General features: G+C 62.4%; 21 protein-coding genes and 4 tRNA genes. 16 read left to right on the top strand and 9 right to left on the bottom strand.

Annotated features, from left to right (window positions below; translation table 11 throughout):
* The first annotated feature begins 113 nt into the window (after positions 1 to 113).
* From BLR75_RS20680 to BLR75_RS20640, 9 genes are all read left to right on the top strand, one after another.
* Positions 114 to 189 (top strand) — tRNA-Asn (locus tag BLR75_RS20680).
* Positions 190 to 198: 9 nt separating this feature from the next.
* Positions 199 to 275 (top strand) — tRNA-Pro (locus BLR75_RS20675).
* 7 nt (positions 276 to 282) lie between these two features.
* Positions 283 to 358: transfer RNA gene (locus BLR75_RS20670), tRNA-Lys, on the top strand.
* Positions 359 to 842: 484 nt separating this feature from the next.
* On the top strand, positions 843 to 1,232 hold the full coding sequence (locus tag BLR75_RS20665; RefSeq protein ID WP_084313588.1) for a type IV pilin protein: 390 nt from the start codon (positions 843 to 845) through the stop codon (positions 1,230 to 1,232).
* Between the two features lie 2 nt (positions 1,233 to 1,234).
* The gene (pilV, locus tag BLR75_RS20660; RefSeq protein WP_174688577.1) at positions 1,235 to 1,795 is read left to right on the top strand and encodes a type IV pilus modification protein PilV; all 561 of its coding nucleotides are present in this window, start codon (positions 1,235 to 1,237) and stop codon (positions 1,793 to 1,795) included.
* Entirely contained in the window at positions 1,792 to 2,931 is a 1,140-nt protein-coding gene (locus BLR75_RS20655) for a PilW family protein (protein WP_084313590.1), read from the top strand. The genes pilV and BLR75_RS20655 overlap by 4 nt, the downstream gene beginning before the upstream one ends.
* Positions 2,928 to 3,404 (top strand): PilX N-terminal domain-containing pilus assembly protein, encoded by a 477-nt coding sequence (locus BLR75_RS20650; RefSeq protein WP_084313592.1) that lies wholly within the window; start codon positions 2,928 to 2,930, stop codon positions 3,402 to 3,404. Before BLR75_RS20655 ends, BLR75_RS20650 begins: the two co-directional genes overlap by 4 nt.
* Before the next feature lie 22 nt (positions 3,405 to 3,426).
* Positions 3,427 to 6,525 (top strand): pilus assembly protein, encoded by a 3,099-nt coding sequence (locus BLR75_RS20645; protein ID WP_084313594.1) that lies wholly within the window; start codon positions 3,427 to 3,429, stop codon positions 6,523 to 6,525.
* An 8-nt stretch (positions 6,526 to 6,533) separates the two neighbouring features.
* The gene (locus BLR75_RS20640) at positions 6,534 to 7,028 is read left to right on the top strand and encodes a GspH/FimT family pseudopilin (protein ID WP_084313595.1); all 495 of its coding nucleotides are present in this window, start codon (positions 6,534 to 6,536) and stop codon (positions 7,026 to 7,028) included.
* 42 nt (positions 7,029 to 7,070) lie between these two features.
* Here BLR75_RS20640 and BLR75_RS20635 read toward each other — a convergent pair whose 3' ends face one another.
* The 3 genes from BLR75_RS20635 to BLR75_RS20625 all read right to left on the bottom strand — a co-directional run bounded on the left by BLR75_RS20635 (position 7,071) and on the right by BLR75_RS20625 (position 9,292).
* Complete coding sequence (locus tag BLR75_RS20635; RefSeq protein ID WP_084313597.1) at positions 7,071 to 8,369, bottom strand: NAD(P)/FAD-dependent oxidoreductase; 1,299 nt, start codon at positions 8,367 to 8,369, stop codon at positions 7,071 to 7,073.
* A 47-nt stretch (positions 8,370 to 8,416) separates the two neighbouring features.
* Positions 8,417 to 8,587: a DUF3094 family protein gene (locus BLR75_RS20630; protein ID WP_084313599.1), complete on the bottom strand. Its 171-nt coding sequence runs from the start codon at positions 8,585 to 8,587 to the stop codon at positions 8,417 to 8,419.
* Positions 8,588 to 8,662: 75 nt separating this feature from the next.
* A complete protein-coding gene (locus tag BLR75_RS20625) occupies positions 8,663 to 9,292 on the bottom strand; it encodes a DUF1780 domain-containing protein (protein ID WP_084313601.1) in 630 nt (209 codons plus the stop codon).
* A gap of 115 nt (positions 9,293 to 9,407) precedes the next feature.
* Between BLR75_RS20625 and BLR75_RS20620 the strand changes: the two genes are divergently transcribed.
* Genes BLR75_RS20620 through BLR75_RS20610 form a run of 3 tightly spaced genes read left to right on the top strand, consistent with a single transcriptional unit; the run spans position 9,408 to position 10,990 of the window.
* Complete coding sequence (locus tag BLR75_RS20620) at positions 9,408 to 9,824, top strand: GNAT family N-acetyltransferase (protein WP_084313603.1); 417 nt, start codon at positions 9,408 to 9,410, stop codon at positions 9,822 to 9,824.
* 3 nt (positions 9,825 to 9,827) lie between these two features.
* The gene (locus tag BLR75_RS20615) at positions 9,828 to 10,298 is read left to right on the top strand and encodes an FAD/FMN-containing dehydrogenase (RefSeq protein ID WP_084313605.1); all 471 of its coding nucleotides are present in this window, start codon (positions 9,828 to 9,830) and stop codon (positions 10,296 to 10,298) included.
* Positions 10,295 to 10,990 (top strand): energy-coupling factor ABC transporter permease, encoded by a 696-nt coding sequence (locus BLR75_RS20610; protein WP_084313607.1) that lies wholly within the window; start codon positions 10,295 to 10,297, stop codon positions 10,988 to 10,990. The genes BLR75_RS20615 and BLR75_RS20610 overlap by 4 nt, the downstream gene beginning before the upstream one ends.
* A gap of 1,004 nt (positions 10,991 to 11,994) precedes the next feature.
* Here the strand turns inward: BLR75_RS20610 and yacG are convergent.
* The 5 genes from yacG to pilB all read right to left on the bottom strand — a co-directional run bounded on the left by yacG (position 11,995) and on the right by pilB (position 16,717).
* A complete protein-coding gene (yacG, locus tag BLR75_RS20605; protein ID WP_084313609.1) occupies positions 11,995 to 12,201 on the bottom strand; it encodes a DNA gyrase inhibitor YacG in 207 nt (68 codons plus the stop codon).
* Positions 12,198 to 12,806, bottom strand: a complete 609-nt coding sequence (gene coaE / locus BLR75_RS20600) for a dephospho-CoA kinase (protein ID WP_084313611.1) — start codon at positions 12,804 to 12,806, stop codon at positions 12,198 to 12,200. The genes yacG and coaE overlap by 4 nt, the downstream gene beginning before the upstream one ends.
* A 110-nt stretch (positions 12,807 to 12,916) precedes the next feature.
* Complete coding sequence (locus tag BLR75_RS20595) at positions 12,917 to 13,789, bottom strand: prepilin peptidase (RefSeq protein ID WP_084313612.1); 873 nt, start codon at positions 13,787 to 13,789, stop codon at positions 12,917 to 12,919.
* A gap of 3 nt (positions 13,790 to 13,792) precedes the next feature.
* Positions 13,793 to 15,010, bottom strand: a complete 1,218-nt coding sequence (locus BLR75_RS20590) for a type II secretion system F family protein (RefSeq protein WP_084313614.1) — start codon at positions 15,008 to 15,010, stop codon at positions 13,793 to 13,795.
* Positions 15,011 to 15,013: 3 nt separating this feature from the next.
* Positions 15,014 to 16,717, bottom strand: coding sequence for a type IV-A pilus assembly ATPase PilB (gene pilB / locus BLR75_RS20585; RefSeq protein WP_084313616.1), 1,704 nt, complete (start codon positions 16,715 to 16,717; stop codon positions 15,014 to 15,016).
* 226 nt (positions 16,718 to 16,943) lie between these two features.
* Between pilB and BLR75_RS20580 the strand changes: the two genes are divergently transcribed.
* The 4 genes from BLR75_RS20580 (at position 16,944) to BLR75_RS20565 (ending at position 20,990) form a co-directional block, all read left to right on the top strand.
* A complete protein-coding gene (locus tag BLR75_RS20580; RefSeq protein ID WP_084313618.1) occupies positions 16,944 to 17,366 on the top strand; it encodes a pilin in 423 nt (140 codons plus the stop codon).
* Between the two features lie 74 nt (positions 17,367 to 17,440).
* Complete coding sequence (locus BLR75_RS20575; RefSeq protein WP_084313620.1) at positions 17,441 to 19,303, top strand: sulfatase-like hydrolase/transferase; 1,863 nt, start codon at positions 17,441 to 17,443, stop codon at positions 19,301 to 19,303.
* On the top strand, positions 19,300 to 20,883 hold the full coding sequence (locus tag BLR75_RS20570) for an O-antigen ligase family protein (RefSeq protein WP_084313622.1): 1,584 nt from the start codon (positions 19,300 to 19,302) through the stop codon (positions 20,881 to 20,883). Before BLR75_RS20575 ends, BLR75_RS20570 begins: the two co-directional genes overlap by 4 nt.
* 31 nt (positions 20,884 to 20,914) lie before the next feature.
* Positions 20,915 to 20,990 (top strand) — tRNA-Thr (locus BLR75_RS20565).
* Positions 20,991 to 21,080: 90 nt separating this feature from the next.
* Here BLR75_RS20565 and nadC read toward each other — a convergent pair.
* A complete protein-coding gene (gene nadC, locus BLR75_RS20560; protein ID WP_084313624.1) occupies positions 21,081 to 21,929 on the bottom strand; it encodes a carboxylating nicotinate-nucleotide diphosphorylase in 849 nt (282 codons plus the stop codon).
* Positions 21,930 to 22,119: the final 190 nt, after the last annotated feature.

Raw genomic sequence — 22,119 nt, 5'->3', positions numbered from 1 at the left:
AAACTTTTTGGATCAGAGGGTTGACATGCGGTTCGGGAACCGTAAAATGGCGCGCCTCAGCTACGGGAACTCGGCAAAAGCCGAAGCGTAGAGGAGATTGGAAGGCTCGTCGTTCCGCGATAGCTCAGTCGGTAGAGCAAGTGACTGTTAATCACTGGGTCCCTGGTTCGAGTCCAGGTCGCGGAGCCAACTTCCAAGCGGGGTATAGCGCAGTCCGGTAGCGCGCCTGCTTTGGGAGCAGGATGTCGGGAGTTCGAATCTCTCTACCCCGACCACCTTTATGGGTCGTTAGCTCAGTCGGTAGAGCAGTTGGCTTTTAACCAATTGGTCGTAGGTTCGAATCCTACACGACCCACCATATATTGCTGGCAAGTTCAGCAAGAAAAAAGCCAGGCATAGTCCTGGCTTTTTTCGTTTCCGGGCCATTCATGGCTTCGCGGCAACGCCGCAGGGCCTTCCTTCCGGCCGCCATCCCCACATTTCTGCTTGTATCGATGACAGCGCTTCCACCGGATCGGTGGTGGGCCAAGAGGTTTTATCGATAACTTTTTCGCCCGCTCGCCTTTATGGATATAAGGCCGGTTGGCAGGCCGCAGTAGAGTGTGATGTATCTCCCGCTTTTCAAAAAAAGAGCTCCGCAGAAGGCTGGAGGTCTGGCCATATGCTAGGTTCGCGAGGTTTGGCGGCTGATCCGATATATGGATGAATGTGCTTGCCGAACGGCTCAGTGAGCCACAGCTGTTTTCTGGGCCTTGCCTCGGGCAGCGTTAAAATAAAAGTTGCACCGCTCGAAGAACGAGTGCGACGACAAGAACTATATGTGCCATCCGTGAGGCGCACTGATGTCGAAGCATCGCAAGGGGTTCACCCTGATCGAGCTGATGATAGCCGTCGCTATCGTCGCGATTCTGGCGATGGTGGCCTATCCGAGCTACCAGCAATACGTGATCCGAGGCAAGCGCGCCGCCGCGCAGGCCGAGATGATGGATATTGCCAACCGCCAGCAGCAATATCTTCTCGCCAACCGGACCTATGCCAGCAAGAGCGAGCTGGAAAGCGGCGGATACGCGCTGTCCAGCGAGGTGTCCGCCAACTACGGCTATGACATCACGCTGGGCTCGGGATCGGTTCCGACCTTCACCATCACCTTCACGCCCACCGGGGCGCAGGCCGGCGATGGCGCACTGACGCTCACCAGCGAAGGCGTGAAGACGCCGACCGGGAAGTGGTGATCATGGACGCTTCGGCCGTTTCACCACGACAGCGTGGCATCAGCCTGATCGAAGTCCTGGTCACCATCGTGATTTTGCTGATCGGTCTGCTCGGCCTCGCGAAATTGCAGTCGCGCATGCAGGTTTCCGACGTCGAGTCCTACCAGCGCGCCCAGGCGCTGATCCTGCTGGACGACATGTCCAATCGCATCCTGGCGAACGCGAACGCGGCGGCCAGCTATGTGACCGGCGCATCCTCGCCGCTTGGCGTCGGCGCGACCTGCAGCGATGGCGCCTCCCGTCAGCAGAGCGACAGCGCGGAGTGGTGCCGTGCCCTGCAGGGCGCCGCCGAAGTGGATGCTGCCAGCAAGAAGCTGGGGGCAATGATCGGCGGCCGCGGCTGCGTCGAATCGGTAGGCAGCGACACCTATCTGATCACCATCGCCTGGCAGGGCATGACGCCCATTTCCGCTCCGCCCGACGGAGTGGCCTGTGGCGCCGGCCTGTACAACGGCAGTTCGGCCTGCGTGAACGACCTCTGCCGGCGCGTGGTGACCACCATGGTCCGGGTGGCGCCGCTATGAAGCGCCGACAGACGGGTGCGCCGGCCGGCCGGCAGCGGGGCCTGAGCCTGATCGAACTGATGGTGGCGTCGGTGATCAGCCTGCTGATCATGTCGGCGGTACTGACGCTCTACCTGAATCTCAGTCGCGCCAACGACGAAATGGCCAAGACCAACGCGCTGATCGAGAACGGCCGCTTCGCCATCCAGGTCGTGCAGGCGGACCTGCTGCATACCGGCTTCTGGAACGGCTATATCCCGCAGTTCGACGACCTGACCGCCAGCGACATCCCCAGCGACGTGCCCGATGACATACCGGCCCCCTGCGAGGTCTTCTCGTCCTGGACGGCGCAGGACAGGACCAACCTGCTGGGCATCCCGCTGCAGGTCTATGCGGGCGTCCCGGCCGGCTGTGGCGCGATCGTCACCGACAGAAAGGAAGGCACCGATGTGCTGGTGGTGCGCCATGCCGACACCTGCGCAGCCGGGGCGGCGAACTGTGCGGCCGATGTGAGCGGGCCGGTGTATTTCCAGGCCTCGTTCTGCGACAGCGAGACCGCCGAGCCCTACGTCCTGGACACCACCGGATTCACCCTGCAGCGGCGCAACTGCACCACCATTGCGGAAAAGCGGCGCTATGTCGCCAACCTCTATTACATCCGGGACTACGCGGTAACCCCGGGCGACGGGATACCGACCCTGATGCGTTCGCAGTTCGGCACCTCCGCCGGCGCCACCCCGGAAAACCAGCAGCAGCCGGCGGTAGCCCTGATCGAGGGCATCGAGGGCTTCGCCGTGACGCTGGGAATAGACGACGTCAGCGACAGCGGCGCGGCTGTGGACTACACCGCGGCGGTGGCCTGGGCGGACGAGTCCACCCGGACATCTCCCACCAACCGCGGCGATGGAACGCCCGATGGCGCCTTCGTCCGATGCACCGAAGCGGTGCCCTGCAGCATGGATCAGCTGATGAATGCCGTGGCCGCGAAGATCGACGTGCTGGTCCGCAGCCGCGACGCCACGCCGGGCTACAGTTCGAGCAAGACCTATAGCCTGGGCGGCGTCACCTACGGGCCGTTCACGGACAGCTACAAGCGCCACGTCTTCAGCACCACGGTGCGGCTGAACAACATCTCCGGCAGGAGGGCAACGCCATGAATACGGCCCCTGCGCAGCGCGGCGCGGCGTTGATCGTCGCGCTGATCATGATGCTGCTGATGACCCTGATGGTCACCGGCGCCTTCAACCTGAGCGGCTCCAACCTCAAGGCGGTGGGCAACATGCAGAACCGCAACGAGGCGATCGCCGCCGCCAACGTGGCCATCGAACGGGTGATGAGTTCGGCCTTCGCCAGCGCCCCGGTTGCCGAATCCCTGAATGTGGATCTCAACAACGACAACCGGACGGACTACGTGGTCGCCATGGCCGCGCCTGCCTGTCTGCGGGTGACCGCGGCGCCTTCCTCCACGCCCAGCAGCGCCAGTCTTCCCGGTCTTTCCAGCGCCAGGTGGAACACCGTGTGGAACCTGGACGCACGCGTCGACGATGCCGCCACGGGGGCATCGGTTCATGTCCGGTCAGGCGTGCGCGTATTGCTGACCGACGCCCAGAAGAATGCAGTGTGTCCATGACCTGGAATGACGGGGAGCGACCATGACTGTCCTGCCGAACCACCCTCAGTCGAAGAAGCGCTACTGGTCCAGACTGCTGCCATTGCTCCTGCTGATCTTCCAGCACCCGGGCTGGGCGGAGGACATCGACCTGTTCGTCGGGACCCCGCCAAACGCCACGTCGGCACCGAACGTCCTGATCATCCTGGACAATACGGCGAACTGGAACACGCCGTTCAGCAACGAGATCGACGCGCTGTCGTCGGTGATCAGCGCGCTGGAGGCGGACCAGTTCCGTGTCGGCCTGATGCTGTTCACCGAAACCGGCAAGGACAACAAGGGTAACGATGGCGCCTATGTGCGGGCGGCCATCCGCCTGCTGGATGCCAACACCAAGCTCAAATACCAGGCGCTGGTCGACAGCCTCGACGTCGGCGAGGACAAGGGCAACGCCGGCAAGGCCGGCAAGGCGATGCAGGAAGCCTACCTGTACTTCTCCGCCGGCACGCCGTATGCCGGCAACCAGAAGGTCAAGACCGACTACGCCGGCAATCCCACCGGCACGGGCGCATCCGGGAGCAGAGACGCATCCGCGGACATATACGCCCTGGCCGGCAATGCGTTGCCGTCGAAGAACGCCACCCAGTATGCCAACCCGGTCGTCGGCGGCTGCGCCAAGAACTTCGTCATCTACATCAGCAACGGCGCCGCGCAGGACAGCAACAACGACATCACCCAGGCCACCGCGGCGCTGAGGGCGGTCGGCGGCGACACGTCGGCCATTCCGATCTCCCCCAGCGGCTCCCAGGACAACGTGGCGGACGAGTGGGCGCGCTTCATGAAGAAGAGCGACCTGGGCATCACCGTCTACACGGTGGACGTCAACAAGGTCACCAACGGCCAGGGTCCCGGCTGGACGGCGTTGCTCAAGAGCATGGCCAACGTCACCAGCGGCACGTATTTCGATGTCACCAGCAACGGCTCGGAAATCGCCAATGCGCTGAACTCGATCTTCTCGAAGATCCAGGCGACCAACAGCGTGTTCGCCTCGGTCAGCCTGCCGGTCAGCGTGAACACCCAGGGCACCTTCCTCAACCAGGTCTTCGTCGGCATGTTCCGCCCCGACCAGAACGGCCTTCCGCGCTGGGCCGGCAACCTCAAGCAATACAGGCTGGGGCTCGCCGGCGATGTGCTGAGGCTGCAGGATGCCAAGGGCGACGGTGCGATCAACTCCAATACCGGCTTCATCGACGAATGCGCGCGCAGCTTCTGGACGCCGGAGGAGCTCGACACCTACTGGGCATTCAGGCCGCAGGGGGCCTGCCTGACGGTGCCTGATTCCGACAAGTCGAATACGCCGGACGGCAATATCGTGGAGAAGGGCGCCCAGGCCTATGTCCTGCGCTCGGGCACGGCGCGCATGGTGAAGACCTGTTCGCCGGACTTCGACAACTGCAATGGCCTGACCGAGTTCGCCATCAGCAACAATGCGATTAGCGCCAGCCTGCTGGGGGCGGCGGATGCGGCCGAGCGCGATCAACTGATCAACTGGGCGCGAGGGCAGGACAACCGGGACGAGAATACCAACGAGAACACCACGGAAATGCGCCCCTCGGTGCATGGCGATGTCGTGCACTCCCGTCCGGTGGCCATCAACTACGGCACCGATACCTCTCCGCAGATCGTGGTGTTCTATGGCGGCAACGACGGTTTGCTGCATGCGGTGAACGGCAACCGTAGCGAGGCTATTGGCGGCTTCGCGGCGGGCCGGGAAATCTGGTCGTTCATGCCGCCGGAGTTCTATCCCAATATCAAGCGCCTGCGCGACAACACCGTCAGCATCGCCTTCCCCGGCCATACGACGGGCGACCCGACGCCGCAGCCGAAGCCCTATGGCATCGATGGAACCATCACGGCGATCCGGGACGGCAGCGATTCCACCGTCTTCGCCACCATGCGCCGGGGCGGGCGGGTGCTCTATGCCTTCGATGTCAGCACGTTCAATGACCCTGAGCTGAAGTGGAAGATCGGTTGCCCGAACCTGGGCAACGACGACGATTGCAGCAGCGAGGATATCGAGGAGATCGGCCAGACCTGGTCTTCCGCCGTGCCGGCCAGGGCGCGGGGGCATCAGAATGGCGACGAGCCGATCCTGTTGATGGGCGGCGGCTACGACAATTGCGAAGACGCCGATCCCAATACCTGCGGCTCGGCTGGCAAGGGCGACGCCATCTACGTGCTCGATGCCGAGTCGGGCGACCTGCTGAAGTCCTTCGACACGCTGCGTGGCGTGGTGGGCGACATTTCGCTGCTGAACGACAGCTCCGGCATGCTCACCTATGCCTATGCGGCCGACCTCGGCGGCAACCTGTACCGCATCTCCGGCGCCACCGCCAACACCCCCATCGGCGACACGCCTCCCGGTTCCTGGAGCATCACCAGGATCGCTTCGCTGGGCTGCGACACGCCGACCGTCGATTGCTCCGCCAACCGCAAGTTCTTCTTCGGCCCGGACATCGTCGTCGATAATGGCGACATCATCCTCCTCGTGGGCTCGGGAGACCGGGAGAAACCCCTGCTGAGCTACGATGACGCGGCCGGCGTGGCCAACCGCTTCTTCATGGTGCGCGACCGTCCCAACGTCACCACCTGGCTGGCGGACGAGGACGGCGCCTGTGGTGGGGCGAGCCTGATCTGCATGGCATCCCTGCTGGACATCAACTCGAGCGCCACGCCTACCGCCGCGCAGTTGAGTTCCGCACCCAAGGGCTGGTCCCTCGCCCTGGCATCCACTGAACAGGTGGTGACTGCGGGCCTCACCGTATTCGGCAACGTGACCTTCAGCACCCACCAGCCACGGGACCCGAACGATACCAGCAGCTGCAGCGGGCTCGGCACCGCGCAGGTCTACAACGTCAACTTCCGCAACGCCGAGGGCACCAATACCGATCGCTTCCAGGTGATTGCCGGCGGTGGCCTGCCGCCGTCGCCGGTGGCCGGCATGGTCAAGCTGGACAACGGCGTGACCGTGCCCTTCATCATCGGCGCAAGTGGCGACTCGCCCCTGGAAAGCACCACCCCCGAGCCCCCGCCGGGGCAGACCCAGCCGAAGGCTCGGGTGTACTGGAACATCGAGCAGTAGGGCCGGGCATGACGAACCTGAACGAGCGTGGCTTCACCATCATCGAACTGATGGTGACCCTGGCGGTGGCCGCCATCCTGCTGTCCATCGCCGTGCCGAACTTCTCCGACATGACGCTGGGCAGCAAGCTGGGCGCCAGCGCCAATTCGCTGGTGTCCGGCGCCCGGGTCGCGCGCAGCGAGGCGATCAAGCGCAACGCGGTGGTGTCGCTGTGCGCCTCCAGCGATGGCGCGACATGCAGTTCGTCCGCCGACTGGGAGGATGGCTGGATCGTGCTCGGCGGCGGCACGGTGGTGATGGCCGAGAAGGCGGCGCCGTCGGGACTGCGAATCTTGTCCGAAGTGAAGCTGCTGGAGTTCCAGCCGTCCGGCGTCGGTTCCACCCAGGCGGTGCTGACGGTGTGCCGGTCCACGCCCAACCCGGGGAGCCAGGAGCGTGTCGTGACCTTCAGCGCAACCGGCCGCGCCTCGGTGACCAAGACGACGACCGGCAGCTGTTCGTGACGACAGCGCCCGGCTGCCCGCCGGGCGCTTTTCCTGCGCGGCTCAGTGCAGTTTCAAGCGCGGCTCGGTGCTGCGGCCGAGGCGGTCGCTGAGCATCAGCAGCAGCGTGCGGAAGCGCCCGTACAGCGCCATCTGGTGCATCCGGTACAGCGAGATGTAGAACATCCTCGCCAGCCAGCCTTCCAGCTTGACGCTGCCCATCAGGTTGCCCATGAGATTGCCGACGGCGCTGAAGCGCGACAGCGAGATCAGCGAACCGTAGTCCTGGTAGCGGTATTCCGGCAGCGCCTTGCCTTCCAGCTTCAGGCGGAACGCCTTCACCAGCAGCGAAGCCTGCTGGTGCGCGGCCTGGGCGCGCGGCGGCACGTTGCGCTCGCTGCCGTCGCCGAGCGGGCAGGCCGCGCAGTCGCCGAAGGCGAAGATGTCGTCGTCGAGGGTGGTCTGCAGGGTGGGGCGCACCAGCAGCTGGTTGATCCGGTTGCTTTCCAGCCCGTCCAGGTCCTTCAGCAGCGCCGGCGCGCGAATGCCCGCCGCCCACACCTTCAGGCTCGCCGGGATGTGCTCGCCGGCGCTGGTGTGCAGGCCGTCGGCCGTCACCTGGCTGACCGCCGCGCCGGTCACGACGCGCACGCCGAGCTTCTCCAGGGTGCGGTGCACCGGGCCGCTGATCCGTTCCGGCAGCGCCGGCAGCACGCGCGGGCCGGCCTCGATCAGGGTGATGCGCATGTTCTCCGGCTGGATGCGGTCCAGCCCGTAGGCGGCCAGTTCGTGGGCGGCGTGGTGCAGTTCGGCGGCCAGCTCCACGCCGGTCGCCCCGGCGCCGACGATGGCCACGCTGATCTGCTCGCTGCCCTCGTGCCCGGCGTGGGCGCGCAGATAGTGGTTGAGCATCTGGCGATGGAAGCGCTCGGCCTGCTCGCGGGTGTCGAGGAAGATGCAGTGCTCGGCGGCGCCCTGGGTGCCGAAGTCGTTGGTGGTGCTGCCGATGGCGATCACCAGGCTGTCGTACTCCAGCGAACGCGCAGGCACCAGCTCGACGCCGTTCTCGTCCAGCGTCGCGGCCAGTTCGATGCGCCTGGCGGCGCGATCCAGCCCGGCGAGGCGGCCGAGCTGGAACTCGAAGTGGTTCCATTTCGCCTGGGCGACATAGTTCAGCTCATCCTCCGAGGAGTTGAGCGAGCCGGCGGCGACTTCGTGCAGCAGGGGTTTCCAGATGTGCGTGAGGTTGGCGTCGACCAGGGTGATGCTGGCCTTGCCCTGTCTACCCAGGGTGCGGCCGAGACGGGTCGCGAGCTCCAGCCCGCCGGCGCCGCCGCCGACAATTACGATGCGATGTGACATGAGTGGGTCTCATAGGTTGGGAATCCTGTGCGGGCCGTGGGGACTGGTCATGCCAGATAGGCCAGGAGGCGGCTGAGCAGGCCCAGCGCGATGACCACGAGAAGCAGCGCGCCCATCATCAGCCACGGCCGGAACGGCGCGCGCTTGACCTGGTGGACGGGGGAGCTGAGGTATTGCTCGACCTTCTGCTGGTCTTCGGGGCTCAGACGACTGGGCATGAGGGGCCTCCGTTTGTAATGCGAAGCATTCTAGACGTGCGCCCTGGCGCCCTCAATCGGCAACTTGCGAAGCGGCTACAGGCCGACGCCCATGTCGAACAGCACGCTGCGTCCGAGGTTGCCACGGAGGAAGTCCGGCGCGTCCAGGTGGGCGAACAGCACGCGGGCGAAGGTCGGGCCGACCAGCGACAGCGAGCGCCAGCCCTGGCGGAGGTATTCCGTGGGCGGCGGAAAGGGCGTGCCGAAATCCGGCGTTTCGCGCCTGAGGCTGACGAAGGCGACCAGGTCCAGTTCGCCGGGATCGATCCCGCGCTCCCGGTAGTTGTGCGCCTTCTTGCGCAGGGTCGGCGCCAGCCGCGCCTGCAGTTCCGCGCAGGGAATCCGCCGCGGCCGCTGCTCGCGGCGGATCAGCTGGTTCAGGCTGCGCGCGGAACGGCGGCGCAGCAGTTCCTCGCGCCATTCCTCGTTGAGGCGGCGGCCGGGATCGAGCACGAAGAACACCTCGAAGCAGGCGTCGCGAAACAGCACGTCGGGCGGCTGCTGGGTGGGGGCGATGAAGTCTTCCCGGCGGTACTGCACGTTGAGCGCCGACAGCAGGCGCTCGCAGGCCCAGCATTCCCGCTCCCACTTGCGGGCGTTGGAGAGGAAATCGTTGGCCTGCTCGGCCTGGCGGGTCAGCAGGCGCAGATAATCGGACTCGTTCATGCCTTCAGCGTAGCCGCGAAGGCCGCGCCAATCGACCGCATCCTGGCCGAGAGTAGCGCTCCGGACTGCGGGGTGGCCGTGTAGACTTGTCCTCAGCCTCCCCAGGAACCAGTCGATGCTGCTGCGCCCAGCCACTCCCGCCGATCATCCGCAACTCGTCGCGCTGTGGGCGCGCACGCCGGGCATCCAGTTGCGCCGGGACGACGAGTACGCGCCCTTCGTCGCCTATCTCGAACGCAATCCCGGCCTCAGCCTGGTGCTGGAGGACGACGGCGGCATCGTCGGCAGCCTGCTGGTCGGGCACGACGGGCGCCGTGGCTACCTGCAGCATCTGCTGGTCGACCAGGGCTTTCGCGGCCGTGGCCTGGCGCGCGCCCTGCTGGATGAGGCGCTGGCCCGCCTGGCGCGGCTGGGGATCGGCAAGTCCCACGTATTCGTCCTGCGCGACGAGCCGCAGGCGCTGGCCTTCTGGGATGCCCAGCAGGACTGGCAGCGTCGCGAGGACATCCAGGTCTATTCAGTCGGGAGATGACAGATGAGAAAACTCTGCGGGTCGCTGCTGCTGTGCCTGCTGGCGTCGCTGGCGCATGCCGGGGACGGGGGACTGCCGACCGGCTGGACCCTGCTCGACCAGTTCGACAAGCCCTACACGCTCAACGATGAGCTGCGCATCCTGCTGATCACCCGCGACATGACCGGCGCCGGGCTGGTGAAGGAGGCGCTGGCCGGGCGCCCGCAGGGCTACCTCGAAGCGCGGCATGCGCTGTTCGTCGCCGACGTCAGCCGCATGCCCGCCATGGTTTCGAAGCTGTTCGCCGTGCCGGCCATGCGCGACTACACCTACCGGGTGCTGCTGGATCGCGAGCCGCGGGTGGTCAACCGTTATCCACAGGTGCCGGAGAAGAAGGTGCTGTGGCTGCAGCTGGATCGCGGGCGGCTGGTTTCCAGCCAGGCCTTCGATTCCGCCGCGCAACTGCGCGGAGCGCTGGAGCAGGCCCCCCGGTGATCGCCGCGCAACTGTTGTCCGAAGAGAGCCTGGAGATCGGCTGGGCGATCTACCTGCCCATGGTCCTGCTGGCCGCCTGGCGCGCGCCCTGGCTGGAGCTGATCAGCGACTTCCGCCGCCAGCACCTGGTGTTCGGCACCATGCTCGGCGTGTTCTTCCTGTGGCTGGTGCGGCGGGATTTCGATTCCGGCGTGTCCTTCCATTTCCTCGGCATGACCGCCGTGACCCTGCTGCTCGACTGGCCCTTCGCGATACTGGTGGGGCTGGTGGCGCAGATCGGCCTGTGCCTGCTCGACCGCCAGGACTGGCTGGCGATCGGCGTGAACGGCGTGCTGCTGGTGCTGGTGCCGGTGCTGATCACCGAGCTGGCGGCGATCTTCGTCGAGCGCCGCCAGCCGCGGAACCTGTTCGTCTACATCTTCTGCTCGTGCTTCTTCCCGGCGGCGCTGACCGCGGTCTGCTGCCTGATGCTCGGCCTCGGCGTGCTCTGGGTCGATGGCATCTTCCCGATGCCGCCCTGGCTGGAGGACTTCTTCGGCTACCTGTGGCTGGTGATGTTCCCCGAGGCGTTCATCAACGGCACGGTGATCACCGGACTGGTGGTGTTCTATCCGGACTGGCTGGAAACCTTCAACCGCACGCGCTACCTGCAGGCGCCGTGGAAGGAGGAAGACAAGAATGATGACACCTAGGGGGATGGGGCTTTTTCCATCCACCATCCTGGCCCTGGCGCTCGGGAATGGTGGATCGATGGAGCGTGATCCACCCTACGTATGCCCCGGCATCCGGGGGGGAATGTCGTGCCAACCGGCAACTTCGAGCGGTCCCCTCTCCCTCCGGGAGAGGGTTAGGGGGAGGGGGCTGCTCGCGAACGAACCCCGCTGCGGGGCTGGGGTTCGCGAGCAAGCTCGCTCCTACAGGGCCATGGCACTATGGTGGCGACCGATGCCGGTTCGCTGCCGAAGTGATCGCCCGCTCCGGCCCGCTCGTTCCGTGAAGTGCCGCCGCTCTTCGTAGGAGCCAGCTTGCTGGCGATTCCGAACGATCCGGCCATCGCTGTGTCGCCGGCTGGCATGGATGATCGCCAGCAAGCTGGCTCCTACAGGTTTGGCACTCTGGTGATTTGTGGGAGCGGCTCTCCATCGATGTTGAGAGCCGCGCGAATGGTGGATGGAAAAAGCCCCATCCACCCTACGTATGCCCTGGCCCAGGCGTTCGCCGAAAACGTAGGCTCGCCATGGGTGCGATTCGCGGGCATGGCCCGCTCCTACAGGGGCATGGCGTTGTGGTGGTGGCCGATGTCGGCTCGTTGCCGAAGTGATCGCCCACCCCGGCGTGCTCGATCCGTGAAATGCCGCCGCTCTTCGTAGGAGCCAGCTTGCTGGCGATCCCGAACGATCCGGCGATCGCTGTGTCGCCGGCTGGCATGGATGATCGCCAGCAAGCTGGCTCCTACAGGTTTGGCACTCTGGCGATTTGTGGGAGCGGCTCTCCATCGATGTTGAGAGTCACGCGAATGGTGGATGGAAAAAGCCCCATTCACCCTACGTATGCCCCGGCCCAGGCGTTCGCCGAAAACGTAGGCGCGCCATGGGTGCGATTCGCGGACATGGCCCGCCCCGGCCCGCTCGCTCCTACAACGTCACCCACCCTTATTGGTTCCCACGCGCGAACGCGGGGAACCAATAAACCGTCCTCAATGCCCCCGCCGCGGCGCATCCAGGTCGCCGGAAAACACCTCGTCTTCCAGATCGTCACCCGGAATCGCATGCTCCTCTGCCGCCCAGGCGCCGAGGTCGATCAGTTTGCAGCGGTCGGAACAGAACGGCCGGTACGGGCTCTTGTCGCTCCATTCCACCGGTGCGCCGCAGGTGGGGCATTCCACGATCAGGGGCTGGCTCATGGTTGTCCTCCTCGCAGGCTGAGATAGAAATCGTGCAGCCGCTCGACTTCGCGCTGCAGGTGCGCCAGGTCGGCGTCGTTCACCAGGATGTCGTCGGCGTACTTCAGGCGTTCCTCGCGCTGGGCCTGCGCCTTGAGAATCGCCCGAACCTGCTCTTCCGGAACATTGTCCCGACGCATGGTGCGCTCCAGCTGCAGGTGCTCCGGGGTGTCCACCACCAGTACGCGGCGGGTCATGCGCTTCTGTCCGGACTCGACCAGCAGCGGCGACACCAGGATCGCGTAGGGCGACTCGGCCTGGGCCAGGTTGGTGGAGATTTCCTCGCCGATCAGCGGGTGCAGCAGCTGTTCCAGCCAGCGGCGCTCGTCCTCGGAGCGGAAGATCCGCTCGCGCAGCGCGGCGCGGTCGAGCTGGCCGTCGGGCAGCAGCATTTCCTCGCCGAAGCGATCGACGATCCGCGCCAGCGCGGGACGGCCCGGCTCCACCACCCAGCGCGCCGCATGGTCGGCATCGACCATGTGCACGCCCAGTGCGGAAAAGTGCGCGGCGGCAGCGCTCTTGCCGCTGCCGATGCCGCCGGTAAGGCCAAGAATCCAGGGTTTCATCGTTCTCCTCGGGCCGTTCGTGTGGCTTCAGGGGGAACGCATCCTAGCGAGTCGGGAGTTTCCTGAGAACCTGTTTACGATCTCGCGAGCAGATCATGAACAGCTTCTGACTATCTGAAGCCAGCGAATTGCAGGTAGCTGCTGGTTATTTGATCACCCCAGAGCAGGGCGATCCAGCCGGCGATCGCCAGGTAGGGGCCGAAGGGGATCGGCGTGCCGCTTTCCGCGTTGCGCAGGCGCAGCAGGATCAGCCCCAGCACGGCGCCGACCAGCGACGACAGCAGGATGGTCAGCGGCAGCACCTGCCAGCCGCCCCAGGCGCCGAGCATGGCGAGCAGCTTGAAGTCGCCGTAGCCCATGCCTTCCTTGCCGGTCAGCAGCTTGAACGCCCAGTACACCGACCACAGGCTGAGATAGCCGAACACCGCGCCCCACAGCGCATCTCCGAGGTCGGCGAACAGCCCGAAGGAGTTGGCGATCAGCCCCAGCCAGAGCAGCGGCAGCACCAGCGCGTCCGGCAGCAGCTGGTGGTCGACGTCGATCATGCTCATCGCCAGCAGGCCCCAGCTCAGCAGCAGCATCGCGCCGGCCTGCCAGGTGAAGCCGAAATGCCAGGCGATGAAGCCGGAGAGCAGGGCGGTGGCCAGCTCGACCAGCGGATAGCGGGCGCTGATCGGCGCCTTGCAGGACGAGCACTTGCCGCGCAGCGCCAGGTAGCTGAGCACGGGAATGTTCTCCCAGGCGCGGATGGCGTGCCCGCAGTGCGGGCATTCGGAGTGCGGCAGGACCAGGTTGTAGATTTCCTTTGGCCCGTGCTCCGGCAGGCTGAGCGTCTCGCGGGCCTGTTGCCGCCACTCCAGTTCCATCATCCGTGGCAGGCGGTGGATGACCACATTGAGGAAGCTGCCGATCAGCAGGCCGAGCAGGGCAGCACAGAAAACAAAGGCCAGCGCTTGGCTGGCCAGTAATTCGATAACGGACATGTTCTAGACGACTGAGCCGAGTTGGAAAATGGGCAGGTACATGGCAATGATCAGGCCGCCCACCAGCACACCCAGTACGGCCATGATCATCGGCTCCATCAGGGTGGTGAGGTTGTCCACGGCGTTGTCGACCTCTTCCTCGTAGAAGGAGGCGACCTTGTCCAGCATGGAGTCCAGTGAGCCCGATTCCTCGCCGATGGCGGCCATCTGGATGGCCATGCTGGGAAAGACGCCGGTGGTGCGCATGGAGAAGTTCAGCTGGGTACCCGCCGAGACATCCTGCTTGATCCGGTTCACGGCATTGCGGAACACCACGTTGCCGGTCGCGCCGGCCACGGAATCCAGCGCCTCCACCAGCGGCACACCGGCGGCGAAGGTGGTGGACAGGGTGCGCGCATAGCGGGCGATGGCGGACTTGTAGAGGATCGGGCCGACGATGGGAAGCCTGAGGATGGTGCGGTCGACCGAGTCGCGGAATTTCTCCGATCGCCTATGGGCGGCGCGGAAGGCGAAGGCGATGGCGAACAGCGCCACCAGGAAGATGAACCACCACTTCTGCAGCGCTTCGGAAAGATGAATGACCATCATGGTGAAGGCCGGAAGCTCGGCGCCGAAGCTGGAGAACACCGACTGGAACTGCGGAACTACCTTGATCAGCAGGATCGCCGAAACGATGACTGCGACGACAACTACCGCGATGGGGTAGGTCATCGCCTTCTTGATCTTGGCCTTCAGCGACTCGGTCTTTTCCTTGTAGGTTGCCACCCGGTCCAGCAGTGCTTCCAGCGCACCGGACTGTTCGCCGGCATCCACCAGGTTGCAGTACAGGTCGTCGAAATACTGCGGCTTCTTGCGCAGGGAATTGGCCAGGCTGTTACCGGCGGCCACTTCCTGCTTGATGTCTTCCACCAGCTTGCGCATGTTGGGGTTGTCGAAGCCTTCGGCGATGATGTCGAAGGACTGCAGCAGCGGCACGCCAGCGCCCATCATGGTCGCCATCTGGCGGGTGAACAGGGCGATGTCCAGGGGCTTGATCTTCTTGCCCGCGCCCAGCAGGGATATGCCCTTCTTGCGCACCCTGGTCGGGTTGATCCCCTGCTTGCGCAGTTGCGCCTTGACCAGCGCGGTGTTGGTCCCCGACAGCTCCCCCTTGATCTTCCCGCCCTTCCTGTCGGTGCCTTCCCAGACGAAGACACTCATTCTTTGTGCTTTTTCCGCCATGGATTAATCCTTGGTGACGCGGTTGACTTCCTCGAGGCTGGTGATGCCTTGCATGGCCTTCATCAGCCCGGAAGTGCGCAGATCGCGGAAGCCTTCTTTGCGGGCCTGCTCGGCGATCTGCATGGAGTTGCCTTCTTCCATGATAATGCGCTGCAGGGCGGGAGTGATTTTAACCACTTCATAAATACCCACCCGGCCCTTGTAACCGCCCTTGCAATTCTCGCACCCCACCGGGGCATAGAGCTTGAAGGTGCCGAGCGTGTCGGCGGGGAAGCCTTCCTGCAGCAGCGCCTCGTGCGGAATGTCATGCTCCTTCTTGCAGTGCGCGCAGAGCCGGCGGGCCAGGCGCTGGGCGATGATCAGGTTGGCCGAGGTGGCCAGGTTGAAGGCGGCGACACCCATGTTCAGCAGGCGGGTCAGGGTTTCCGCGGCGCTGTTGGTGTGCAGGGTGGACATCACCATGTGGCCGGTCTGGGCAGCCTTGATGGCGATCTCGGCGGTTTCCAGGTCGCGGATCTCGCCGACCATGATCACGTCCGGGTCCTGGCGCAGGAAGGCGCGCAGCGCCTGGGAGAAGTCCATGCCCTGCTTGGGATTGACGTTGACCTGGTTGATGCCCTCCAGGTTGATCTCCACCGGGTCCTCGGCGGTGGAGATGTTGATGTCCGGGGTATTGAGGATATTCAGGCCGGTATACAGGGAAACGGTCTTGCCGGAGCCGGTCGGCCCGGTGACCAGGATCATCCCCTGCGGCTGTTTCAGGGCGTCCAGGTAGAGCTGCTTCTGGTCGTCCTCGTAACCCAGGGCGTCGATGCCCATCTGCGCGCTGGCGGCGTCGAGAATCCGCATCACGACCTTCTCGCCCCACAGGGTGGGCATGGTGTTGACGCGGAAGTCGATGGACTTGGTCTTGGACACGCGCATCTTGATCCGGCCGTCCTGCGGCTTGCGCCGCTCGGAGATATCCAGGCCGGCCATGACCTTCAGGCGTGCGCCGATGCGGTTGGCCAGCTGGATTGGCGGCTTGGCCATCTCGTGGAGGATGCCGTCGGTACGAAAACGCACCCGGTAGACCTTCTCGTAGGGCTCGAAGTGCAGGTCCGAGGAACCGCCGCGGATGGCATCCAGCAGCATCTTGTTGACGAAACGCACCACCGGGGCATCGTCGGCATCGCCGCCGATGGCTTCTTCCTTTCGCTCCGTATCGCCGCTTTCAATATCCAGTCCATCGAGATCGACATCGGCCAGGTCTTCGAAGCCCCCGCTAGGACTCTCGAACAGCTTCTCGATGGTGTCGCCGAGCTTGTCGTCCTCCACCAGGATGGCCTCGGTGGTCAGCCCGGTGCTGAACTGCACGTCGGTGATGGCCTGGTGGTTGGTGGGGTCGGAGAGCCCGACGAACAGCTTGTTGCCCCGGCGCCAGAGCGGGATGACGCGGTGCTGGCGCACCAGTTTCTCGCTGACCAGCTCCCTGGGCATGCTTTCCCGGTCGATGCTGCTCAGATCGCAGAAGGCCACGCCGAACTGCTCGGCGGCCAGCTCGGTCAGCGGCCGGCTCTTCACCAGCTTGTTCTGCACCAGGTAGGTCACCAGCGACAGCTTGTTGCGCTGCGCCTGCAACTGCGCCTGCTGGGCGCTCCTTTCATCGAGCAGCTCGGCAAGAACCAGTTGGCGGGCGAGGCCGGAGAGGACGACTTGATCGTTCATGGGAGGCGGGATCGGATGAGAATTTTCTGAACTTATAACGCACTGGCAGATTGGCGCCAAATGCCCGGGAGTCACATGACAAAAAATGTCAGTTATTGCCTGACTCGGTAGGAGGTCGTAGGACCTTTCTCTGTTTTCCCTAGGAAAAATGACTCTCTCGGAAATGGCATGCGTTATGCACTGATGTGATCAGGTCGCAGACCGAATTCAAATCCAGGAGAGTTAAATGAAAGCTCAAAAAGGCTTTACGCTGATCGAGTTGATGATCGTTGTGGCGATCATCGGTATTCTGGCTGCCATTGCGCTGCCGGCTTATCAGGATTACACCATTCGTGCTCGCGTTTCTGAGGCGTTGGTTCTGGCTTCCGGGTCTAAAGCTACCATCGGGGAAAATATTGCTAACAACAATGACATCGACGCTAAGTCCTGCGATGGTGTCAGCCAGTTTAAAGACAAAGAAGATGGGAACGTTGCGTCGCTAGCCTGTGAGAATGGCGAAGTGACTGTGGTAACGACTAAGAAAGCCGGTGAGGTTACTCTTACTCTAAAGCCTGAGATTGCTAGTAATGGCGTTACTTGGAAATGTGAAGTGGGTTCTGCTGATCAGAATAAGTATGTGCCGGCTGAGTGTCGTCTTTCCAGTTCCTGAGTTGTTTCTCGGGTAGATAAAAGGGGCCGCGTTTGCGGTCTCTTTTTTATTTGCGGTCTGCAGAGGTTGTGAAAATGTCTTGGATAAAATGGAGGGGCGTTCGGGGAGGGATATTTTTTGTTTTGTTTTTTTTGTTATACCTATCCCCCTATTTTATCGATGCATCTTTCGTTACGCATGATGAGGCAAGAGTAGAGCGTTTGTTTGGTGAACTCCTGTCCTTTGAGGTGGTGTGGTTCGAGATTATTCGAAACTTTATTTCTTTAGCATTTCTAGTGTTGTTTGTTGTTTTGGTGGGGGGCTGGGCGGGAAAGGATGTTGCTCGAAGAGCAAGGCAGAATTCACTTTTTGTTATTGGTTTTGTTTTGTTTTTTGCTTGGTTGTTGGGTGTGGCATTAAACTCTTGGTTTTTTTCTTTTTCTAATTATTCTGTTTCCTTTCGTGTGGTTTCTGGACCGGTTTGGTTGACGGTTTTATCTTTGTTTTGGCTGTTTTTGATTTTGTTCACATTTTTTTCGTCTGTGCGATGGAGAACGGTGCGATTCTTTTTGTTTGCCCTTCCTTTGTTGTTTGGAAGTGTGTTTTTTTTAGGCTGGGGAGGGGCTGAGAATAAAGGGCGAAATATAGTTTTGATAGGCGCGGACTCTTTGTCTTCTAGCGTATTTGAGCGTAATCGCTTGTTGCTGCCAGAGCTCTCCAGTTTGATTAGTCATGCGGATCGTTACAGCAGAGCATATACACCGCTTGGGCGCACATTCCCTGCCTGGGTCAGCATTCTGAGCGGGAAACAGCCTGTCGAGCATGGGGCTGTATTCAATTTGCGCAATATGGAACACGTCGAGCGAGCTGACCTGTTACCTGTTGCATTGCAAGGTCAGGGGTATCGCACCGTCTTTGCCATCGATGAACGGCGCTTTTCGAATATCGACGAAAGCTTCGGTTTTGACGAAGTCATCGGGCCGAAGGCTGGTGCGCTGGATTTCGTGCTTCAGGGTATAAATGATAACCCTCTGAGCAATCTGCTGTTGCAAACTCCGCTGGGGGGTTATCTTTTTCCGTACTCCTATATGAATGTGGCGTCCTACACCAACTACTCTTCCAGTGCCTTCGTCAACCACATAATCAGTTCGTCACGAACCAGTCAGCCGCTGTTCCTGGCGGTGCACTTCGAGTCCGCTCATTTTCCGTTCAAGACCCGGCATGCACAGGCCCGTGTGGAAAGGGAGAACGGCTTCCTGGGTAAACATCTGGAGGCGCTGACAGTTGTTGACGGACAGATTGCCAGTCTCCTTGATGGGCTGAAAAAGAATGGGGTGCTCGATAACGCGCTGGTGATTCTGCTGTCCGATCACGGCGAAGGGCTTGGCGAGGTGGAAGCTTCGGTGCTGCGTGATGGGCAGCCATTTTCCGTGCGGGGCTATGGTCACGGCGCTGATGTGCTGAGTGACCATGAGAATCGGATTCTGCTGGCGACGGTGGAGTTTCGGGATGGCAAGCCGGTGAGCAAGGCCGGTCTGAATCGGCAGCAGGTTTCGTTGCTGGATATCCGGCGCACCGTTGAAAACTACGTCCGGGACGGCAAGGTCGATCTGCAGGCCGGCAGTCCATGCATCATGGTCGAAACCGGCATTCGGCTGGATACCACCCAGGATTATCGGACGCTCGACGAGACGAAGGTGGCGGCGCAGGCGGCTTCGTATTACGAGATCGATCAGCAGGGGCGCCTGCGCCTGCGCGAAGACCGCCTGCCCGAACTGCTTGCCACCAAGGACATCGGCTGGCGTTGTGCCGACCGCATCACCTGGTATGAGCCGGCTGGGAACAGGTATCTGGCATACAGGCTGGACGAACATGGGCTGCCGACCGATCAGTTGCAGCCTGAAGAAGATGACATTGCCAGGATTCAGGCATACAGGGATCGGTATCTGAAGAAATGAGCACTATAGAGAGAGCAGTTGCATTTGCTGAACGCGAAACAGTCGAGATAGCGTCACAGTTTGCTGGTTTTCTGTTTCTGCCGGCAGCGCTTTATTACCTGTCGGCTGCGTTCATTAATTACTGGCCGATTGGACTGTTCCAGTTTTCCCTGGCTTTTTCTTCATTCGCATTGTTGAAACGCACCCCGACTGTCTCAATGGCGATGATTTTTTTCGGTGTCTCGCTATTTTCCCTGATTGCCGGATTTCTGTTGAGTCGAGTTGACAATCTACCATTCTGGAGTTGGCCTGGCGGAAATTATCTGCTGGTGCATCTGGTATGGATCTTCGGAATCTTGAAGGTTTCCGGCTGCATCGATGAGACTGTGTCGAAACGAATCTTCCGTCTGGCAATCACGGGGCTTCTATTCGGTGTCTGCCTGATGAATGCAGGAACGATCGATGAGAATCAGCGATATATCGCTATTGTTGAAGCGCTGCTGGTCATGCTGGGGCTTCTGGCCTTCGAAAAGATGGAGAGATTACCGGGGTGGCTGCTGGTATGGATTGGCGTCATTGGTTTGCTGCTCATAGGTTCGTCATTTCTGCTAGAGCGTGAAGGCATGGTGCTGGAAGGGCGCTGGCGAGCGGTGCAGGTATTCATTCATTTCTGTTTTGCCGTCACGTTGCTCATATGGTTGAGGCTTGACGAGCGCGCGTTGCATTACGCGGTTGGGGCGATCCTGGGGGCTGTGGTTTTCTATACCGGGATCGTCGCTCTGGTCTGGGTCTCGGTTGCGGACCCATATGCATACAACTGGTTTGGCGAGCCGCCGCTGTTCCTGCATATTCGCCACGTCGGTTATCTGTTCTGTGTCGGGATCGTAGTGTCAGCCTGGGCTGCCCTGATCTACAAGGGACGGGCACAGAAAGTGGCATGGCTGGCTTATATGATCGCAATGACGCTCTTGTTGTGGAGTGGCAGTCGTGGAGCCTTTGCAGGAGGAGTGGCCGGGATTCTTACGCTGCTGGCGACACGTGCTCCATTGAGCGTTTACAAGCGCGCGTGGTTTGCGCTTCTGGTCGGTTTGGCAGTGGCACTCCTTATCTCGGCGCTTTTCCCGGTCAAGCATTCGGGGTTGGGCTGGGTTTCCGCCGTATTGCGATCGGATGCAGCTGATTCCGTCAACAGGCTGAGTTCCGGGCGACTGACGATCTGGGGAAACCTGTGGGAGTATGTCGTTCAGCGCCCCTGGCTTGGCTGGGGTGGTGATTACGTAAGGCAAATCATGCAGGGTAAGCATGTATTGCAGGCACATAACGCCATAGTTCAATTGCTGGTCGAGTGGGGATTTGGCGGACTCTTCGTTATATGCAGCCCTATGCTTGGGATCTGGATGAAGGGAATTGGAAGACTTCGTTCTTTCCCCATTGTTGAGCGCGACTCCCTGAGTTTGGGAATTGCCGTTCTTTTCGCCCTGTTCTTGCTCTCGATGGTGGATGGAATTTTTTACTACGGCTTGCCACTGGTATATCTGGCCCTCGGCTATGCATTGCTTTTTGCTCGCCGAAATACAGCCGCACCGGGAGTGATTGCCTAGTCTGTTGGCAGATGCTAATTTAGCGCCCGCCGCCGGTGTAGCTCAGTCGGTAGAGCAGCTCATTCGTAATGAGAAGGTCGGGGGTTCGATTCCTCTTACCGGCACCAGCTTCAACAAAAAGCCCCGCTTCGTGCGGGGCTTTTTGTTTGGAGCTGCCTACTGGGCTCCCGCGTTCGCGGGAGTGGCGAAGCGGGTGGTCACAGGCTCAGCCGCATCGACAGGTCCAGCGCCCTGACGTCCTTGGTCAGGGTGCCGAGGGAGATGTAGTCGACGCCGGTCTCGGCGATGCCGCGCAGGGTGGTTTCGTTGATGCCGCCGGAGGCTTCGAGTCTGGCGCGGCCGGCGGTGAGGCTCACGGCGGTGCGCATGTCGTCGAGGCTGAGTTCGTCGAGCATGATGATGTCGGCGCCGGCGTCCAGGGCCTGGCGCAGTTCGTCGAGGTCTTCGACTTCGACTTCCACCGGCTTGCCGGGGGCGATCCGCTGGGCGGCGGCGATGGCCTGGGCGATGCCGCCGCTGGCGGCGATGTGGTTTTCCTTGATCAGGAAGGCGTCGTAGAGGCCGATGCGGTGGTTGTGGCAGCCGCCGCAGGTGATGGCGTACTTCTGCGCCAGGCGCAGGCCGGGGAGGGTCTTGCGGGTGTCGAGCAGTTTCACCCCGGTGCCTTCCACCAGGTCGGCGTAGTGGCGGGCGCGGGTGGCGGTGCCGGAGAGCAGTTGGAGGAAGTTCAGGGCGCTGCGTTCGCCGCTGAGCAGGGCGCGGGCCGGGCCTTCGAGGGTGAACAGCGTCTGGTCGGCGCTGACCCGGTCGCCGTCCTTCACCTTCCATTCCACCTTCACCTGCGCATCGAGCTGGCGGAATACCTCGTCCACCCAGGCGGTGCCGGCGACGGTGGCGTCCTCGCGGGTGATGATGCGGGCGGAAGCCAGGCGATCGGCGGGAATCAGCTGGGCGGTGATGTCGCCGCTGCCGATGTCCTCGGCCAGGGCGGCGCGGACGTTGGCCTGGATTTCCCCGGTGAGGTCGGCAAGGGTGAGGTTCGGCATGGGATGCTCCTGGTTCGCGGTGCCGGGATTATACGAGCCGCACGTCGGATCGTGTGGGGTTACGCTCGTCTGATGGCATTTTGATCAAGTGGGCGTTGTGGGAACCGTCTACTGTGATGCTTATCAACATTGAAAGAAAACGTTATTGGTTGTGTAGGAAGCTTCCTTATAATGCGTCGCAGTTTGTCTA

The organism is Pseudomonas jinjuensis (assembly GCF_900103845.1).
GTDB classification, from domain to species: domain Bacteria; phylum Pseudomonadota; class Gammaproteobacteria; order Pseudomonadales; family Pseudomonadaceae; genus Pseudomonas; species Pseudomonas jinjuensis.
The sequence above is the reverse complement of the archived record's forward strand: the minus strand, read 5'-3'. Positions and strand labels throughout refer to the sequence as shown.

Coding starts and splice junctions, on each gene's coding strand:
- BLR75_RS20665 (WP_084313588.1), top strand. CDS start 843: ATGTCGAAGCATCGCAAGGGGTTCACCCTGATCGAGCTGATGATAGCC.
- pilV (WP_174688577.1), top strand. CDS start 1,235: ATGGACGCTTCGGCCGTTTCACCACGACAGCGTGGCATCAGCCTGATC.
- BLR75_RS20655 (WP_084313590.1), top strand. CDS start 1,792: ATGAAGCGCCGACAGACGGGTGCGCCGGCCGGCCGGCAGCGGGGCCTG.
- BLR75_RS20650 (WP_084313592.1), top strand. CDS start 2,928: ATGAATACGGCCCCTGCGCAGCGCGGCGCGGCGTTGATCGTCGCGCTG.
- BLR75_RS20645 (WP_084313594.1), top strand. CDS start 3,427: ATGACTGTCCTGCCGAACCACCCTCAGTCGAAGAAGCGCTACTGGTCC.
- BLR75_RS20640 (WP_084313595.1), top strand. CDS start 6,534: ATGACGAACCTGAACGAGCGTGGCTTCACCATCATCGAACTGATGGTG.
- BLR75_RS20635 (WP_084313597.1), bottom strand. CDS start 8,369: ATGTCACATCGCATCGTAATTGTCGGCGGCGGCGCCGGCGGGCTGGAG.
- BLR75_RS20630 (WP_084313599.1), bottom strand. CDS start 8,587: ATGCCCAGTCGTCTGAGCCCCGAAGACCAGCAGAAGGTCGAGCAATAC.
- BLR75_RS20625 (WP_084313601.1), bottom strand. CDS start 9,292: ATGAACGAGTCCGATTATCTGCGCCTGCTGACCCGCCAGGCCGAGCAG.
- BLR75_RS20620 (WP_084313603.1), top strand. CDS start 9,408: ATGCTGCTGCGCCCAGCCACTCCCGCCGATCATCCGCAACTCGTCGCG.
- BLR75_RS20615 (WP_084313605.1), top strand. CDS start 9,828: ATGAGAAAACTCTGCGGGTCGCTGCTGCTGTGCCTGCTGGCGTCGCTG.
- yacG (WP_084313609.1), bottom strand. CDS start 12,201: ATGAGCCAGCCCCTGATCGTGGAATGCCCCACCTGCGGCGCACCGGTG.
- coaE (WP_084313611.1), bottom strand. CDS start 12,806: ATGAAACCCTGGATTCTTGGCCTTACCGGCGGCATCGGCAGCGGCAAG.
- BLR75_RS20595 (WP_084313612.1), bottom strand. CDS start 13,789: ATGTCCGTTATCGAATTACTGGCCAGCCAAGCGCTGGCCTTTGTTTTC.
- BLR75_RS20590 (WP_084313614.1), bottom strand. CDS start 15,010: ATGGCGGAAAAAGCACAAAGAATGAGTGTCTTCGTCTGGGAAGGCACC.
- pilB (WP_084313616.1), bottom strand. CDS start 16,717: ATGAACGATCAAGTCGTCCTCTCCGGCCTCGCCCGCCAACTGGTTCTT.
- BLR75_RS20580 (WP_084313618.1), top strand. CDS start 16,944: ATGAAAGCTCAAAAAGGCTTTACGCTGATCGAGTTGATGATCGTTGTG.
- BLR75_RS20575 (WP_084313620.1), top strand. CDS start 17,441: ATGTCTTGGATAAAATGGAGGGGCGTTCGGGGAGGGATATTTTTTGTT.
- BLR75_RS20570 (WP_084313622.1), top strand. CDS start 19,300: ATGAGCACTATAGAGAGAGCAGTTGCATTTGCTGAACGCGAAACAGTC.
- nadC (WP_084313624.1), bottom strand. CDS start 21,929: ATGCCGAACCTCACCCTTGCCGACCTCACCGGGGAAATCCAGGCCAAC.